This window comes from Klebsiella sp. GG_Kp173 (genome assembly GCF_040062415.1).
Lineage (GTDB): Bacteria > Pseudomonadota > Gammaproteobacteria > Enterobacterales > Enterobacteriaceae > Klebsiella > Klebsiella quasipneumoniae.
In genome coordinates this window covers 1-15682 of the sequence record NZ_JBEAFZ010000078.1, presented here as the reverse complement: position 1 = coordinate 15682, position 15682 = coordinate 1, and the positions used below count along the sequence as shown (strand labels likewise).

Annotated in this window: 14 protein-coding genes; 8 read left to right on the top strand and 6 right to left on the bottom strand. The window is 54.2% G+C overall.

Going from position 1 to position 15682, the window contains the following annotated elements; translation table 11 throughout:
* Window positions 1–204: 204 nt before the first annotated feature.
* From glnA to ABLU50_RS16875, 4 genes are all read left to right on the top strand, one after another.
* Window positions 205–1614, top strand: a complete 1410-nt coding sequence (gene glnA / locus ABLU50_RS16890; RefSeq protein ID WP_002882753.1) for a glutamate--ammonia ligase — start codon at window positions 205–207, stop codon at window positions 1612–1614.
* Between the two features lie 188 nt (window positions 1615–1802).
* The gene (glnL, locus tag ABLU50_RS16885) at window positions 1803–2852 is read left to right on the top strand and encodes a nitrogen regulation protein NR(II) (protein WP_004203621.1); all 1050 of its coding nucleotides are present in this window, start codon (window positions 1803–1805) and stop codon (window positions 2850–2852) included.
* 8 nt (window positions 2853–2860) lie between these two features.
* Window positions 2861–4270 carry a nitrogen regulation protein NR(I) gene (gene glnG / locus ABLU50_RS16880; protein ID WP_002882749.1) on the top strand — a complete coding sequence of 470 codons (1410 nt, stop codon included), beginning with the start codon at window positions 2861–2863 and terminating at the stop codon, window positions 4268–4270.
* 110 nt (window positions 4271–4380) lie between these two features.
* Window positions 4381–4491 carry a YshB family small membrane protein gene (locus tag ABLU50_RS16875; RefSeq protein WP_004152951.1) on the top strand — a complete coding sequence of 37 codons (111 nt, stop codon included), beginning with the start codon at window positions 4381–4383 and terminating at the stop codon, window positions 4489–4491.
* Window positions 4492–4526: 35 nt separating this feature from the next.
* On the opposite strand, the gene hemN is transcribed toward ABLU50_RS16875, so the two are convergent.
* Window positions 4527–5900, bottom strand: coding sequence for an oxygen-independent coproporphyrinogen III oxidase (hemN, locus tag ABLU50_RS16870; protein WP_087832528.1), 1374 nt, complete (start codon window positions 5898–5900; stop codon window positions 4527–4529).
* Window positions 5901–6088: 188 nt separating this feature from the next.
* The gene (gene yihI / locus ABLU50_RS16865) at window positions 6089–6595 is read right to left on the bottom strand and encodes a Der GTPase-activating protein YihI (protein WP_002882743.1); all 507 of its coding nucleotides are present in this window, start codon (window positions 6593–6595) and stop codon (window positions 6089–6091) included.
* 585 nt (window positions 6596–7180) lie between these two features.
* Here yihI and yihA point away from each other — a divergent pair.
* The gene (gene yihA, locus ABLU50_RS16860; protein ID WP_004203619.1) at window positions 7181–7816 is read left to right on the top strand and encodes a ribosome biogenesis GTP-binding protein YihA/YsxC; all 636 of its coding nucleotides are present in this window, start codon (window positions 7181–7183) and stop codon (window positions 7814–7816) included.
* Window positions 7817–8175: 359 nt separating this feature from the next.
* Here yihA and polA read toward each other — a convergent pair whose 3' ends face one another.
* Entirely contained in the window at window positions 8176–10968 is a 2793-nt protein-coding gene (gene polA, locus ABLU50_RS16855; protein ID WP_057212603.1) for a DNA polymerase I, read from the bottom strand.
* Window positions 10969–11364: 396 nt separating this feature from the next.
* Here polA and ABLU50_RS16850 point away from each other — a divergent pair, with 396 nt between their 5' ends.
* Window positions 11365–12282 carry an acyltransferase gene (locus ABLU50_RS16850; RefSeq protein WP_032425949.1) on the top strand — a complete coding sequence of 306 codons (918 nt, stop codon included), beginning with the start codon at window positions 11365–11367 and terminating at the stop codon, window positions 12280–12282.
* 30 nt (window positions 12283–12312) lie between these two features.
* On the opposite strand, the gene dsbA is transcribed toward ABLU50_RS16850, so the two are convergent.
* From dsbA to ABLU50_RS16835, 3 genes are all read right to left on the bottom strand, one after another.
* A complete protein-coding gene (dsbA, locus tag ABLU50_RS16845; RefSeq protein WP_004203613.1) occupies window positions 12313–12936 on the bottom strand; it encodes a thiol:disulfide interchange protein DsbA in 624 nt (207 codons plus the stop codon).
* Window positions 12937–12963: 27 nt separating this feature from the next.
* Window positions 12964–13950, bottom strand: a complete 987-nt coding sequence (locus ABLU50_RS16840; RefSeq protein ID WP_087832529.1) for a serine/threonine protein kinase — start codon at window positions 13948–13950, stop codon at window positions 12964–12966.
* Window positions 13951–14025: 75 nt separating this feature from the next.
* The gene (locus ABLU50_RS16835; protein WP_002882612.1) at window positions 14026–14295 is read right to left on the bottom strand and encodes a YihD family protein; all 270 of its coding nucleotides are present in this window, start codon (window positions 14293–14295) and stop codon (window positions 14026–14028) included.
* Window positions 14296–14366: 71 nt separating this feature from the next.
* On the opposite strand from ABLU50_RS16835, the gene mobA reads away from it, so the two are divergent.
* Both mobA and mobB read left to right on the top strand, forming a co-directional pair.
* Entirely contained in the window at window positions 14367–14948 is a 582-nt protein-coding gene (mobA, locus tag ABLU50_RS16830; RefSeq protein ID WP_004203611.1) for a molybdenum cofactor guanylyltransferase MobA, read from the top strand.
* The gene (gene mobB, locus ABLU50_RS16825) at window positions 14945–15451 is read left to right on the top strand and encodes a molybdopterin-guanine dinucleotide biosynthesis protein MobB (RefSeq protein WP_087832530.1); all 507 of its coding nucleotides are present in this window, start codon (window positions 14945–14947) and stop codon (window positions 15449–15451) included. The genes mobA and mobB overlap by 4 nt, the downstream gene beginning before the upstream one ends.
* Window positions 15452–15682 lie beyond the last annotated feature (231 nt).

Genomic DNA, 15682 nt, shown 5'->3' with positions numbered 1-15682 from the left:
TCACGCTGAGGCACTATTTTGGTGCATTATCTCCATCATGGTGCAGTCCTTTTGCACTATGGTGCGCATGATACAGCGTTTTATGGGGCATTTAAAAGTTGGCACAGATTTCGCTTTATATTTTTTAAGGCAACAACGCCACTTTTAAGCAGTATGAAGTTTTCGTTACCACGACGACAATGACCAATCCGGGAGAGTTTAAGTATGTCCGCTGAACACGTTTTGACGATGCTGAACGAGCACGAAGTGAAGTTTGTCGATCTGCGCTTCACCGATACCAAAGGTAAAGAACAGCACGTCACGATTCCGTCTCATCAGGTAAATGCCGAATTCTTCGAAGAAGGCAAAATGTTTGATGGCTCCTCGATTGGTGGCTGGAAAGGTATCAACGAATCTGACATGGTCCTGATGCCGGACGCTTCCACTGCGGTCATTGACCCGTTCTACGAAGAACCGACCCTGATCATCCGCTGCGATATCCTCGAGCCAGGCACCCTGCAGGGCTATGACCGTGACCCGCGCTCCATCGCGAAACGCGCTGAAGAGTACCTGCGCGCTACCGGCATCGCTGACACCGTCCTGTTCGGGCCAGAACCAGAATTCTTCCTGTTCGACGACATCCGTTTCGGCGCCTCTATCTCCGGCTCCCATGTCGCGATCGATGATATCGAAGGTGCGTGGAACTCCTCCACCAAATACGAAGGCGGTAACAAAGGTCACCGTCCGGGCGTGAAAGGGGGTTACTTCCCGGTTCCGCCAGTAGACTCTTCTCAGGATATCCGCTCCACCATGTGTATGATCATGGAAGAGATGGGCCTGGTTGTTGAAGCTCACCACCACGAAGTGGCTACCGCAGGTCAGAACGAAGTGGCAACCCGCTTCAACACCATGACCAAAAAAGCGGACGAAATTCAGATTTACAAATACGTTGTTCACAACGTCGCTCACCGCTTTGGTAAAACCGCGACCTTTATGCCGAAACCAATGTTCGGCGACAACGGCTCCGGCATGCACTGCCATATGTCTCTGGCGAAAAACGGGACTAACCTGTTCTCCGGCGACAAATACGCAGGTCTGTCTGAGCAGGCGCTGTTCTACATCGGCGGCGTAATCAAACACGCTAAAGCCATCAACGCCCTGGCGAACCCGACCACCAACTCCTACAAGCGTCTGGTCCCGGGTTACGAAGCGCCGGTTATGCTGGCTTACTCTGCCCGTAACCGCTCTGCCTCCATCCGTATTCCGGTGGTGACCTCTCCGAAAGCGCGTCGTATCGAAGTGCGCTTCCCGGACCCGGCTGCTAACCCGTACCTGTGCTTTGCGGCGCTGCTGATGGCTGGCCTCGATGGTATCAAGAACAAAATCCATCCGGGCGAAGCAATGGACAAAAACCTGTACGACCTGCCGCCGGAAGAAGCGAAAGAGATCCCGCAGGTTGCCGGTTCTCTGGAAGAAGCCCTGCAGGCCCTGGATGCTGACCGCGAGTTCCTGACGGCTGGCGGCGTATTCACCAATGACGCTATCGATGCTTACATCGCCCTGCGTATGGAAGAGAACGACCGCGTACGCATGACTCCGCATCCGGTTGAGTTCGAACTGTACTACAGCGTCTAATTTTGCTGTAAATCCAGGGTATGTCGTGTTGTGGCGCGGGATGCCCGGGATATTTTGTTGCCGTGGAAACTTTCAGCCCATCTCAGGATGGGCTTTTTTCTCCACCAACACGCTGATCTCGCGAGCTTTTTACCGATAAAAAGCTATACTGCACTAAATTGGTGCACTCTTTTTCAGGAGACTGTCGAATGGCAACAGGCACACTGCCCGATGCTGGGCAGATCCTCAACTCTCTTATCAACAGTATCTTACTGGTCGATGATGACCTGGCGGTGCACTTTGCCAACCCTGCGGCGCAGCAGCTGCTGGCGCAGAGTTCGCGCAAGCTGTTTGGCACCCCGTTACCTGAGCTGTTGAGCTATTTCTCATTAAATATTGGGCTGATGCAGGAGAGTCTGCAAGCGGGCCAGGGTTTTACCGATAACGAAGTGACGCTGGTTATCGATGGCCGCTCGCATATCCTGTCGCTGACCGCCCAGCGGCTGCCGGAAGGCTTTATTCTGCTGGAAATGGCGCCGATGGATAACCAGCGCCGCCTGAGCCAGGAGCAACTGCAGCACGCGCAGCAGGTCGCCGCCCGCGATCTGGTCCGCGGCCTGGCGCACGAGATTAAAAACCCGTTAGGCGGCCTGCGCGGCGCGGCACAGCTGCTCAGCAAAGCCCTGCCCGACCCGGCGCTAACGGAATATACCAAAGTGATCATCGAGCAGGCCGACCGGCTGAGAAATCTGGTCGATCGCCTGCTCGGCCCACAGCATCCGGGCATGCACGTTACCGAAAGCATCCACAAGGTCGCCGAACGGGTAGTGAAACTGGTCTCGATGGAGTTGCCGGACAACGTGAAGTTGATCCGTGATTACGACCCCAGCCTGCCGGAGCTCCCCCACGACCCGGATCAAATTGAACAGGTGTTGCTGAACATCGTCCGTAATGCGCTGCAGGCGCTGGGGCCGGAAGGGGGCGAAATTGTTCTCCGCACCCGGACCGCTTTCCAGCTGACGCTGCACGGGGTGCGTTATCGCCTCGCCGCCCGTATTGACGTCGAAGATAATGGCCCGGGTATTCCGCCCCAGCTCCAGGATACGTTGTTTTATCCGATGGTCAGCGGCCGCGAAGGCGGTACTGGCCTGGGCTTATCTATCGCCCGCAGCCTTATCGATCAGCACTCCGGCAAAATTGAATTCACCAGCTGGCCGGGTCATACCGAATTTTCGGTATACCTGCCTATTCGGAAGTAGAGGTGTTTATGCAACGAGGGATAGCCTGGATCGTTGATGACGATAGCTCCATCCGCTGGGTGCTTGAACGCGCGCTCACCGGAGCCGGCTTGAGCTGCACAACGTTCGAAAGCGGCAATGAGGTGCTAGATGCCCTCACCACCAAAACCCCGGATGTACTGCTGTCAGATATCCGTATGCCGGGAATGGATGGTCTGGCGCTGCTCAAACAGATTAAGCAGCGTCATCCGATGCTTCCGGTCATCATAATGACCGCGCATTCCGATCTGGACGCCGCGGTCAGCGCTTATCAGCAGGGCGCGTTTGATTATCTGCCCAAACCTTTTGATATCGATGAAGCTGTCGCCCTCGTCGACCGGGCGATTAGCCACTATCAGGAGCAGCAGCAGCCGCGAAATGCGCCGATAAGCAGCCCCACCGCCGATATCATTGGCGAGGCGCCGGCCATGCAGGATGTCTTTCGCATTATTGGCCGTCTGTCGCGCTCATCCATCAGCGTGCTGATCAATGGCGAATCCGGTACCGGTAAAGAGCTTGTCGCTCATGCCCTGCATCGCCATAGCCCGCGCTCAAAAGCGCCGTTTATCGCGCTGAATATGGCGGCGATCCCCAAGGACCTGATTGAGTCCGAGCTGTTCGGCCATGAAAAAGGGGCCTTTACCGGCGCCAATACCGTCCGTCAGGGTCGCTTTGAACAGGCTGACGGCGGCACGCTGTTCCTGGATGAAATTGGCGATATGCCGCTGGATGTCCAGACTCGTCTGCTGCGCGTTCTGGCGGATGGCCAGTTTTATCGCGTGGGCGGCTACGCGCCGGTGAAGGTCGATGTGCGGATCATCGCCGCCACCCATCAGAATCTGGAGCAGCGGGTGCAGGAGGGGAAATTCCGTGAAGATTTATTCCACCGCCTGAACGTGATCCGGGTGCATTTGCCGCCGCTGCGCGAGCGTCGGGAAGATATTCCACGTCTGGCCCGCCATTTTCTGCAGATTGCCGCCCGCGAGCTAGGTGTTGAAGCCAAACAGCTGCATCCGGAAACGGAGACAGCGCTGACCCGCCTGGCGTGGCCGGGCAACGTTCGCCAGCTGGAAAACACCTGTCGCTGGCTCACCGTCATGGCCGCCGGCCAGGAGGTGCTGACGCAGGATCTGCCGAGCGAACTGTTTGAGACCACCATTCCTGATAGCCCGACGCAGATGCAGCCAGACAGCTGGGCGACGCTGTTGGGTCAGTGGGCCGATCGGGCGCTGCGTTCCGGTCATCAAAACTTGCTTTCAGAAGCGCAACCCGAAATGGAACGCACGCTGCTGACGACCGCCCTGCGTCATACTCAGGGACATAAACAGGAGGCTGCGCGCCTGCTGGGATGGGGTCGTAATACCCTGACGCGTAAGCTAAAAGAGTTGGGTATGGAGTAGGGTTAAACGGCGTGATGAAAAATAGCCGATCAGCGCAAAGTGCTGCTATTTTGTACTTTACTGTTCCGATGAGTTGAGTATGATCGTGCCCGGCATTAGGGGAGAGCATCATGTTTGAATCACTGGTGAGTATGATATCGAGCGGCGCCGCTGCGAGTCACACACCACAAACGGCAGTCGCTGCCGTTCTGTGCGCTGCGCTGGTCGGGCTGTTCAGCTAATTGTTCCCCCTCTCCTGCGGGAGAGGGGGAAAACATTAAATCACCCTTGAGAACTGCTGCATCCGAGCCTTTTGCCGCAGATAGGCATCAAAGCACATACAGATGTTGCGGATCAGCAGGCGGCCTTTCGCCGTTACCTGGATAGCCTCACTCTCCACCACCACCAGCCCGTCATGCGCCAGCGGCGCCAGCAGTTTCAGGTCCTCAGCAAAATAAGACTGAAAATCCACGGCCCACTGCGCTTCGACTGCATCAATATCCAGACGGAAGTTACAGATCAACGCCTTAATTACGTCGCGACGCAGACAGTCGTCCCGGGTTAACGCGATCCCGCGCCACAGGGCGTTCCCTTGCTCTGCCACCTGCTGGTAGTACTGCTTTAGCTCTTTTTGGTTCTGGGCGTAGCTGTCGCCAATCATGCTGATCGCGGACACGCCCATCCCCAGCAAATCGGTATCGCCCTGAGTGGTGTAGCCCTGGAAATTGCGATGCAGTACGCCGTGACGTTGCGCGACCGCTAATTCATCATCAGGACGCGCGAAGTGGTCCATGCCGATGAACTGATAGCCTGCCGCCGTCAGCGAGCCGATGGTCTCCTGGAGGATCTCCAGCTTCTGTTCAGCGGAGGGCAGATCGGCATCTTTAATTTTGCGCTGTGCGGCAAAGAGCGTGGGCAGATGCGCGTAGTTAAACACGCTCAGGCGGTCAGGATTGAGCTCGGCGACCTTTTGCAGGGTAAAGGCAAAGCTCTCCGGCGTTTGTTTCGGCAGGCCGTAGATGAGGTCGATATTGGTCGAGGTAAATCCAATCTCCCGCGCATGACGGAGCAAATCAAAGATGAACGCTTCGTCCTGTTCGCGGTTAACCAGACGCTGAACCTCTTTATTAAAGTCCTGCACGCCCATACTCAGGCGGTTGAATCCCTCAGCGCGTAAATGATCGAGGACATCCAGCTCGATTTCACGCGGATCGACCTCGATGGAGATCTCGGCTTCGGCGCTGAAATGAAAATGGGTACGCAAAAGATCCATCAGGCGACTGATTTGCGCCTTGTTGAGATAGGTCGGCGTGCCGCCTCCCCAATGCAGTTGCTTAACCTGACGGTTGGCAAACAGCGGCGCACGGTGGATGATCTCCTGTTCAAGGAGATCGAGATACTGATCGGCCTTATGCTGCTGGCGGGTGACGATCTTATTGCAGCCGCAGAAATAACACAGCTTATGGCAAAACGGGATATGCACGTACAGCGACAGGGGACGCTGTGGGTAACGGGCCACAGCGGCATCGAATTCCGCCGCGCCGAATTGTGGTGAAAACTCCAGCGCGGTGGGATACGAGGTATAGCGCGGCCCGGAATAGTTATATTTCTGGATCAGGGCCAGATCCCAGTCGATTATCTGCTCAGACATGCTCACTCCTTCCGATGGTGCCGCCGACGGGTACGCCGTCCCGGCCCCACCGCACCGCGGGTCATGAGCCGGTTGCGCAGCCATTTCTGACGCCGCGACAACCGTCGTAGTTTAACGAATAACCACAGCAGATAACATATAACCAGAAGGGTTATAAGCAGTACCGGGAATCCGATGGGATGCAAATGTTAGTTTCCACCCTTCAGCAGACGCATCATATCTTCCTGACGCTCTTCCTCTTCTTCATCTTCGTCATCGTAAGAGAGGCCGAGCTGCTGCATCAGCTCATCAATGCGATCCAGTTTGGCATCCACCCAGCTCTGCTCTTCAGCATTCAGGGTACCGCCCTCTTCCAGACGTTCCAGCAGCGCGTCCAGGCGCTCATCATTCTCCAGCAACTCCAGCTCAGCCTGCGGTGAAAGCATAGGTTTCTCGCTCTTTGGTTTATGCTGCTTGGGAGCTGGAGCGCTGCTTTCGCTCACGCCCAGCGGGATGGGTTTTTTGCTGCCCACGCGTGGATCTTGCGCCTGGCGCTGTTTTTTACCTGCTGAAGCCGCATCGCCGCCGTTCGCGCGACTACCTGCCGCGTGGCCACGATGTTTCTTCTGCCGTTTGCGATCGCGAGCTTCCTGATTTAACTCTTCACGCGACTTGCGGCCGGATTTGCCACGGGTGGCGGATGTCGGTTTTTTCATGGTGTGTAATCTTCAGACAGTATTATTCAGTATAGAATTGAGGCGGAATCTAGCAGAAAGCAAGCAAAGAAAAAAGGCGACAGATTACTCTGTCGCCTTTTTCCTCACTGACCACCCTTAACGGGCTCTTCTTTCCCTGTTCGCTAACGACTTACCCTGTCTTTCCCTTAGCGTCCAACGGTCCCTGTTTCTTCCTTTTCCCTTTGAAACGTTTCCAAAACGCGCGTCATCCTGACAATCCTGTGGTCTTCGCCTCCTGGCGCTTCCTGACCCCTCGTCCTGAGTCCTCATCCTTTTCAGCATCCCCGCCGTTGTGTATTACTTTACCCTGTTGACAAAAATCGACAACCAGTCTGGCCGTTAAAATTCCACTTTTCAGATTTCTCTATTCTTTTAATCTATTTATTTTCAGTAGGTTATAATTTATTAGTCTTATTTTTCTCAGGCATGTCCTATACGAAGAATAGCCAATGTCTCACAAAGTGCATGGTTTTTACTTACAGAACCGGCGTGCGGTAAAAACAGCCTTTTTCTGCTGTTCAGGTATAATCCCTGCCATAGCCTGTTTTAACGGAGACGACCGTCTTGACCAACTGGAATTATCAACTGACGCACTTTGTCACTAGCGCGCCAGATATCCGCCATCTTCCTGCCGATACCGGTATTGAAGTGGCATTCGCCGGCCGCTCCAATGCGGGAAAATCCAGCGCGCTGAATACGCTGACCAACCAGAAAAGCCTGGCGCGGACCTCCAAAACTCCCGGACGTACACAGCTGATTAACCTGTTCGAAGTCGCCGAAGGCAAACGCCTGGTCGACCTTCCCGGCTACGGTTATGCGCAAGTCCCGGAAGAGATGAAGATCAAGTGGCAGCGCGCGCTGGGAGAATACCTGGAAAAACGCCTGTGCCTGAAGGGCCTGGTGGTCCTGATGGACATTCGCCACCCGCTTAAGGATCTCGATCAGCAGATGATCCAATGGGCGGTAGAAAGCGATATTCAGGTGCTGGTGCTGCTGACCAAAGCCGATAAGCTCGCCAGCGGCGCGCGTAAAGCGCAAGTGAATATGGTGCGTGAAGCAGTCCTGGCCTTCAATGGCGATGTTCAGGTTGAACCCTTCTCTTCGCTGAAAAAATCTGGCGTGGATAAGCTGCGACAGAAGCTGGATAGCTGGTTTAACGAAATCCCGCCGCAGGAAGCAGAGAGCGCCGTAGACGAGTAATCGACACCAACAGCCGGATAAGAGCGTGCCGCGCCTTGTCCGGGTTCCTCTCCAGCGTCAAGCACAAGCGCGTCCTTCTTTTTGCCACTTTTCTTTCGCGCAATAAAAAACGCCCCGGTCATAAATGACCGGGGCGGCTAAAATATTCAGCCAAATCCGATTACGTGAAGTAAAAGGTCTGAAAGATAGAACATCTTACCTCTGTACCCTACGCGAATAACTTTACTCTTCTTTCGCTCACGGATAAAGCATTTTTTGTAGTTTTTTTTCACTATTTACATAGCAAATTCAAATGATCCTCACAAAACTCTATAAGTTATGTTGCTTACTTACAGAAAATCACGTTGTGCTTTGTATACTTAGTGCGCTTGATCCCAGTTTTCTCCGCTGCCCACTTCCACCAGCAACGGTACCGCCAGCGTAGTGCTGTTCTCCATCAGTTCGTGGATCTTTTTCGATACGGCATCGAGCTCATCCTTATGCACTTCAAAGACCAGTTCATCGTGAACCTGCATGATCATTCGCACGCGAGGTTTCTCGCTCCGCAGCCATTCATCAACGGCAATCATCGCCCGCTTGATGATATCCGCAGCCGTCCCCTGCATCGGGGCGTTAATCGCCGCACGTTCCGCACCGGCACGACGAGCGCCATTGCTGGACTTGATATCCGGCAAATAGAGTCGACGACCATCCAGCGTTTCAACATACCCTTGCTCCTTCGCCTGTGCGCGGGTGCGCTCCATATACTCCAGGACGCCCGGATAACGCTCGAAATAAAGATCCATGTACTTCTGCGCTTCTTTACGCGGGATGTTCAGCTGGCGGGCCAGGCCAAAGGCGCTCATGCCATAGATCAGACCGAAGTTGATAGCTTTCGCACTGCGCCGCTGTTCGCTGCTGACGCTGTCCAGCGGTAAGCCAAACACTTCAGCCGCCGTCGCCCGGTGAATATCCTTCCCTTCCGCGAAGGCGGTCAGCAGGCCTTTATCCCGCGACAGGTGCGCCATAATGCGCAGCTCGATTTGCGAGTAGTCCGCCGAGACAATAACGTAATCTTCTGGCGCGATAAACGCCTGGCGAATACGGCGCCCTTCTTCGTTACGCACCGGAATGTTTTGCAGGTTTGGATCGGTAGACGACAAACGGCCGGTGGCGGTAACCGCCTGATGATAGGAGGTATGTACGCGGCCCGTTTTGGGATTAATCATCAGCGGCAGCTTATCGGTATAGGTCGACTTCAGCTTCGCCAACCCACGGTACTCCAGAATCACTTTCGGCAACGGATAATCGAGCGCCAGCTCTTCCAGTACCTCTTCAGAGGTGGACGGCGCACCACCCGGCGTCTTCTTCAGCGGCTTGATACCCTGTTTTTCAAACAGGATCGTTTGCAGCTGTTTGGTGGAGGAGAGATTAAACGCTTCCCCGGCGATCTCATGCGCCCGCTGCTCCAGCTCAACCAGGCGCTGGGCTATTTCCTGCGAGTGCGCATGCAGCACGGCGGGGTCGATTTTAACACCATTGCGCTCAACGCGTGACAGCACCGGCACCAGCGGCATTTCAATGTGCTGGAAGATATTCAGCGGACCTTCATGCTGCTGCAGCTTCGGCCACATTTTCAGATGCAACTGGAGCGTGACGTCGGCGTCTTCCGCCGCGTAGCGACCCGCCTCTTCCAGCGCAATCTGGTTAAAGGTGAGCTGATTCTTACCCTTGCCAGCGATCTCTTCGAAGGTAATCGTTTTATGCTTCAGCCAGCGGTCGGAAAGACTGTCCATATCATGGCGGCCCGCCACGCTGTCGAGAATGTAAGATTCCAGCATGGTATCGAACGCAATCCCGCGCAGCTCAATGTCGTAATTAGCCAAAATGCCGCGATCGTATTTGAGATTTTGCCCAACCTTGAGCAGCTTCTCATCCTCCAGCAGCGGTTTAAGCAGCGCCAGCACGCGCTCGCGCGGGATCTGATCCGGCGCATCAAGGTAATCATGCGCTACCGGGACATAGGCGGCCACGCCCGGCTCAACAGCGAATGAAAGGCCGACCATGTTGGCGGAGATGTTATCCAGGCTGTCGGTTTCCGTATCAAAGGCAAAGAGCGGCGCTTGCTTCAGCTTATCGATCCAGGTGAGCAGCGTAGCCTCATCAAGGATGGTGACATAGTGCTCTGCTGAAAGTGCAGTAGCGGCCTCAACCTCTGCTTCCGCTTCTACCGCTGCTGCAGGCACTGCAGGTTTCGCAGCCGGTTTGCCCCCCTTCGCCTGCAGCCATTTTCCGGCTTCAACGTCGGTGGTCCAGCGCTTAAACTCATACTGTCTGAACAGCGCCAGCAGATCGTCTGCCGCCGGCGGCTGCACCTCCAGCTCTTCGCACTTGAGCTCCAGCTCGACGTCGGTTTTGATGGTCGCCAGCTGATAAGAGAGATAAGCCACCTCCTTGTTCTGCTCCAGCTTCGCCGCCATCGTTTTCGCGCCGCGGAAGCTCAGTTCAGCGATCTTCTCCGGTTCCGCATACAGCGTATCGAGGCCGCCGAGGCCTTGCAGCAGCGCCTGGGCGGTCTTTTCGCCCACGCCCGGCACGCCAGGAATGTTATCTGAGGAGTCGCCCATCAGCGCCAGGAAATCAATAATCAGCTCTGGCGGGACGCCGTACTTGGTAACCACCTCATCCGGCCCAAGGATAGTGTTGGTCATGGTATTGATCAGGGTGATCCCCGGCGTCACCAGCTGGGCCATGTCTTTATCGCCGGTACTGATCAGCACCGGACGTCCAGCCCTTTCCGCTTCCCGCGCCAGGGTGCCAATCACATCGTCAGCTTCGACGCCCGGGACCGCCATCAGCGGCAGCCCCATCGCTTTCACCATCTTATGCAACGGCTCAATCTGCGCGCGCAGATCGTCCGGCATCGGCGGGCGGTGAGATTTGTAATGTTCGAACAATTCATCACGGAAGGTTTTCCCTTTCGCATCAAAGACCACGACGGCATGAGTCGGTTGATACTGCAGAATCAAACTGCGCAGCATATTCAGTACGCCGTACATAGCCCCGGTGGGCTCCCCTGCGCTGTTAGTCAGCGGCGGAAACGCATGATACGCCCGATAAAGATAGGAGGAGCCGTCAACGAGGATGAGAGGGTTTTCTGGGATCTGAACCATAATTTCCGTGCCTGTTTATCAGATTATGGATAAAGGATGCCACAGACGGGCATGAAATCCTGAATTTTTCCCGCATTTCGCGGAAAAGATTCAACGACCGTCCCGATCGCGCGACAACTTATCTTGTGGATAACTTTGTGCATAGTTTTACAACGTCAGCTTATCCGCCCCTGAAAATAAATGAATAAATAGTATTAGTTATTATTTATCAATAACTTAAAAGAAGATCAACGATCCTGGCATGAATTTGATGACCTAATCTTCCATGTGGATAGAAGATCCTTGTTTTTTTCTGTTCTGGTAAGACCCGTCATTTGCCGCGTTTTCTGGTAAAATCAGCCTCTTGCGCAGCTTAAAGGCGCTCTTTGTCAGCCTAACTTTCTGAATAAACTAACTATGTCGAGATTACTCGCTGCGATAACACTTCCGCTGAGTATCGCCTTAACCATCTTAGTCACCGTTATCTGCTCTGTACCGATCATCGTCGCCGGGCTGATTAAACTGCTGGTCCCCATTCCAGCGGTATGGCGCTCTATATCCGTTTTTTGCAATTTTATGATGTACTGCTGGTGCGAGGGGCTGGCGCTGCTGTTGCATCTCAATCCCTGGCTAAAATGGGACGTCCAGGGTCTGGAAGGCCTGAACAAAAAGAACTGGTATCTGCTGATCAGCAACCACCACAGCTGGGCAGATATCGTGGTGCTATGCGTGCTGTTCCGCAAGCATATTCCGATGAATAAGTACTTCCTTAAACAACAGCTGGCGTGGGTACCGTTCATAGGCCTCGCCTGCTGGGCGCTGGATATGCCTTTTATGCGCCGCTATTCGCGCAGCTATCTTATTCGTCACCCGGAACGCCGCGGTAAAGATGTCGAAACCACCCGCCGTTCATGTGAGAAATTCCGCTCGCACCCAACGACAATCGTCAATTTCGTGGAAGGCTCGCGTTTTACCGACGTAAAAAAGCGCGAGACGCGCTCCCCTTACGACAATCTTTTACCACCGAAAGCGGCGGGTATTGCCATGGCGCTCAATGTTCTCGGCTCGCAGTTCGATAAACTGCTGAACGTTACGCTGTGCTACCCGGAAAATCATGCAAGGCCGTTTTACGACATGCTAAGTGGCCGACTGACGCGCATTGTGGTTCGTATCAATCTGGTACCGATTGGCGAAGAGCTACACGGCGATTACGTCAACGATAAGAACTTTAAGCGTGGTTTCCAGCGCTGGCTGAATGGGCTATGGGAAGAGAAAGACCGTCAGTTAACTGACATCATGCGGGACAAAGCAAGGAAGTCACGGCAAAGTAGATAAAAAAAAGCCGGTCAGTGACCGGCGTTTTTTTTATTTCTTCTCAACCAGCTGCTTCACGGTATCCGCATACTGAGCGACGAAGACATCCATATTGCTGGTGTCCATCCCCTGCGGGTTCAGCTGGTACTTACCATTGACGTACATAGCCGGTACCCCCTGCAGCTGCAGATCGGCTGCCGCTTTCTCCTGCTGAGCGACCAGAGATTTCACCACGAAGCTGTTCCATGCGGCATCGTAGTCTTCCCCTTTCACGCCAGCGTCGACGAACACTTTACGAATGTCAGCCAGGCTCTGTACGGTCTGGTTTTTCTGCACCGCTTCGAACATCGGCGCCGTAATTTTATCTTCAACGCCCAGCGCGATGGCCACAGCCCATGCCTGCGTCAGCTCCTTGCCCAGCGGCCCAAGGAACTCGACATGGTATTTGGTCATTTTGGTGCCTTCTGGCAGTTTTTGGCGCACGCTGTCAGAGACATGCAGCACTTCTTCAAACTGATAGCAGTGCGGGCAGTAGAATGAGAAGAATTCGAGCACCTGCGGCTCGCCAGCAACCGGCTTATCAAGGGTGATGTACTGCTTGCCGTCGGTGATCTGGGCAGCGGATGCACTAAAAGCCAGAATCATACCAGCCAGCGCCAGCCAAACTTTTTTCATGATTTACTCTCTCCTGGATATATCACATTAATACATTGGCGTTAACTGAAGCGGGGGTTCCTGTAGAACCTTCACCTGCTCGAGAAAAGTAGACATCTGCCCTCGCCAGTAATCCTCCCCGGTTAACCAGGGAAAATTAACCGGGAAAGCCGGATCGTCCCAGCGTCTGAGCAACCACGCCAGATAATAAACCAGTCGCATGGCGCGTAAAGGTTCAATAAGCGCGATTTCATCGCTGTTAAAGGGGCTGAATTCCTCATAGGCCTCAACGATGGTCTCCAGCTGCATACGCTGTTCAGCCTTATCGCCGTTGAGCAGCATCCACAGATCCTGAATCGCCGGGCCGGTTCGCGCATCGTCTAAATCGACAAACAGCGGCCCATCGCGCCAGAGGATATTGCCTGCATGACAGTCACCATGCAGGCGCAAAGTAGTCCCGCCACCGTGCCATTGCGTCATGACGGCAGCGATGAGTTTATCGGTCGCCTTCAGGAAATCGGCCTTCAGGCCTGAGGGGATAAGCGTCGACTGTTCAAATACCTGGCGTGGTTCCAGCAGATATTCCTGCACGCCAATCTCCGGACGCGCAGAAAAGCGCTGTTTGCGCCCGGTCTGGTGCAGGCGCCCCAGATAACGGCCAACCCACTCCATCTGATCAAGGTTATCCGCCTCGAACTGTCGGCCGCCAAGGCTTGGGAAAACGGCAAAATAAAACCCCTGATGCTGATGAAGCGTACTGTCGTTAAATAACAGCGGCGCAGCAACGGGCACTTCATCTTCTACAAGCTGAAGCGCAAACTGGTGTTCTTCAAGGATTTGTGCTGCCGACCAGCGCTCAGGACGATAGAACTTCACCACATAACGATGGCGCTCTTCGTCCTGGAACTGATAAACGCGGTTCTCATAGCTGTTCAGCGGGGTAAGACCGGAGTCCACCCGCATACCCAGATCGAATAACCCATCGATAATGGTATCCGGGCGAAGCGTCTGAAAAGTAAAAGCCTTATCGTGCATCCTGACATCCGATAATCGTACGAATAGTTCAGGATATCATCTCATTGCGCTTTACGCGGCAGCGCTTACAACCTTTTACTCTTTTATTACGCCGCGGGCGCGCAGCAGCGCGGTTTTAAAGTCTTCTTCATAATCCTTCTGAATACCCGGGATGACAGCATCTTTTGAAGAATCACGCATCTTTAGGTGATAGATCAGAATATCGTCGGAAAGATCGCTCAGTTCGCCATCATAGCCAGCCTCTTTCGCCAGTTTCTGCAAAAATTGCATCAGGTTCAGTTCTGGCTCTTTCTGCCAGGCGGGCTGGAGGAGTTCAATTACTTCATTCAGACGTTTACATTTCATGGTCATGCTCCTTACTCTTGATAGGGACAAGTTAACAGGGTCAATCCCACAATGAAAGAGGCGATATTCATATGCAAAGCGAGGCGATAACCGGCGTCGTGCTGGCGGGCGGCAGGGCCACGCGAATGGGCGGCATTGATAAAGGATTACAGTTGCTCAATGGACGTCCTCTCTGGCGACACGTCGCGGAAGCATTAGCCCCGCAGGTAGATGAGTTAGTCATTAGCGCCAATCGTCATCTTGAACAGTGGCGTGCCAGCGGATATCCGGTCTTTCGAGACATACAGGAGGGTTATCAGGGGCCGCTGGCCGGAATGCTTGCTGTGATGCAGCAGGTCGCGAGCCCATGGTTTGTTTTTTGCCCCTGCGACACGCCGTTCATTCCGTCCTTTTTGGTGGAGCGCTTTATCCAGCAGAGAGGGGACGCACCGGTCGTTTGGGCCCATGACGGCGAACGGGATCATCCTGCCGTTGCATTAGTTCATCGTCAAATCATTCCGGAACTGGAGGCTTATCTGGCACATGGAGAGCGCAGGGTGATGGTTTTTATGCGACAAATGGGTGGGCGCCCGGTGAATTTCAGCGATGTGAAAACTGCTTTCATTAATGTAAATACGCTCGAAGATTTGCAGCAGATGCAGGAGCCATCATGATCCCATTACTGGCGATCGCCGCATGGAGCGGTACCGGAAAAACAACATTATTAAAGCGTCTTATCCCTGAGCTTTGCGCTCTAGGATTACGCCCGGGACTGATAAAGCACACCCATCATGATATGGACGTGGATAAGCCGGGCAAAGATAGCTATGAACTGCGTAAGGCGGGCGCTGCGCAAACTATTGTCGCCAGCGAACAGCGGTGGGCATTGATGACCGAGACGCCAGAGAAGCCGGAATTAGATCTCACGTGGCTGGTCAGTCGAATGGATGCCAGCAAACTGGACCTGGTTTTAGTGGAGGGGTTCAAACATGAACCCGTGCCGAAGATCCTGCTTTTTCGGCAAAACAGCGGCCATCGTGTAGAAGAGCTGGTAATTGATGAGCATACCATCGCCGTGGCCAGCGATGTATCGATCGTGACCTCACTTCCGTTGCTGGATTTAAATGATGTACCACAGATCGCGACATTTATTGTGAGTTGGTTAGAGAGGCAATAGTCATTTATCGACGGTGATATAGGAGGGATTTTCCCGGAGGCGGTGCTGCGCACCTTGTCCGGCCACAGGGACGTAGCCCCGTGTCGGATCCGTAGCCCCGGTAAGCGCAGCGCCACCGGGGAGATATACCCCACACAGCAAAAAACCCCGCACCTTTCGGGACGGGGTTCTTGTTAAAACGCAAAAAAGCTCAGCCTTCCGACTGAGCTTTCTGCTTTATTTGATGCCTGG

Excerpts from the sequence above, each read along its gene's own strand:
- glnA (WP_002882753.1), top strand. The coding sequence starts at position 205 with ATGTCCGCTGAACACGTTTTGACGATGCTGAACGAGCACGAAGTGAAG.
- glnL (WP_004203621.1), top strand. The coding sequence starts at position 1,803 with ATGGCAACAGGCACACTGCCCGATGCTGGGCAGATCCTCAACTCTCTT.
- glnG (WP_002882749.1), top strand. The coding sequence starts at position 2,861 with ATGCAACGAGGGATAGCCTGGATCGTTGATGACGATAGCTCCATCCGC.
- ABLU50_RS16875 (WP_004152951.1), top strand. The coding sequence starts at position 4,381 with ATGTTTGAATCACTGGTGAGTATGATATCGAGCGGCGCCGCTGCGAGT.
- hemN (WP_087832528.1), bottom strand. The coding sequence starts at position 5,900 with ATGTCTGAGCAGATAATCGACTGGGATCTGGCCCTGATCCAGAAATAT.
- yihI (WP_002882743.1), bottom strand. The coding sequence starts at position 6,595 with ATGAAAAAACCGACATCCGCCACCCGTGGCAAATCCGGCCGCAAGTCG.
- polA (WP_057212603.1), bottom strand. The coding sequence starts at position 10,968 with ATGGTTCAGATCCCAGAAAACCCTCTCATCCTCGTTGACGGCTCCTCC.
- ABLU50_RS16850 (WP_032425949.1), top strand. The coding sequence starts at position 11,365 with ATGTCGAGATTACTCGCTGCGATAACACTTCCGCTGAGTATCGCCTTA.
- dsbA (WP_004203613.1), bottom strand. The coding sequence starts at position 12,936 with ATGAAAAAAGTTTGGCTGGCGCTGGCTGGTATGATTCTGGCTTTTAGT.
- ABLU50_RS16840 (WP_087832529.1), bottom strand. The coding sequence starts at position 13,950 with ATGCACGATAAGGCTTTTACTTTTCAGACGCTTCGCCCGGATACCATT.
- ABLU50_RS16835 (WP_002882612.1), bottom strand. The coding sequence starts at position 14,295 with ATGAAATGTAAACGTCTGAATGAAGTAATTGAACTCCTCCAGCCCGCC.
- mobA (WP_004203611.1), top strand. The coding sequence starts at position 14,367 with ATGCAAAGCGAGGCGATAACCGGCGTCGTGCTGGCGGGCGGCAGGGCC.
- mobB (WP_087832530.1), top strand. The coding sequence starts at position 14,945 with ATGATCCCATTACTGGCGATCGCCGCATGGAGCGGTACCGGAAAAACA.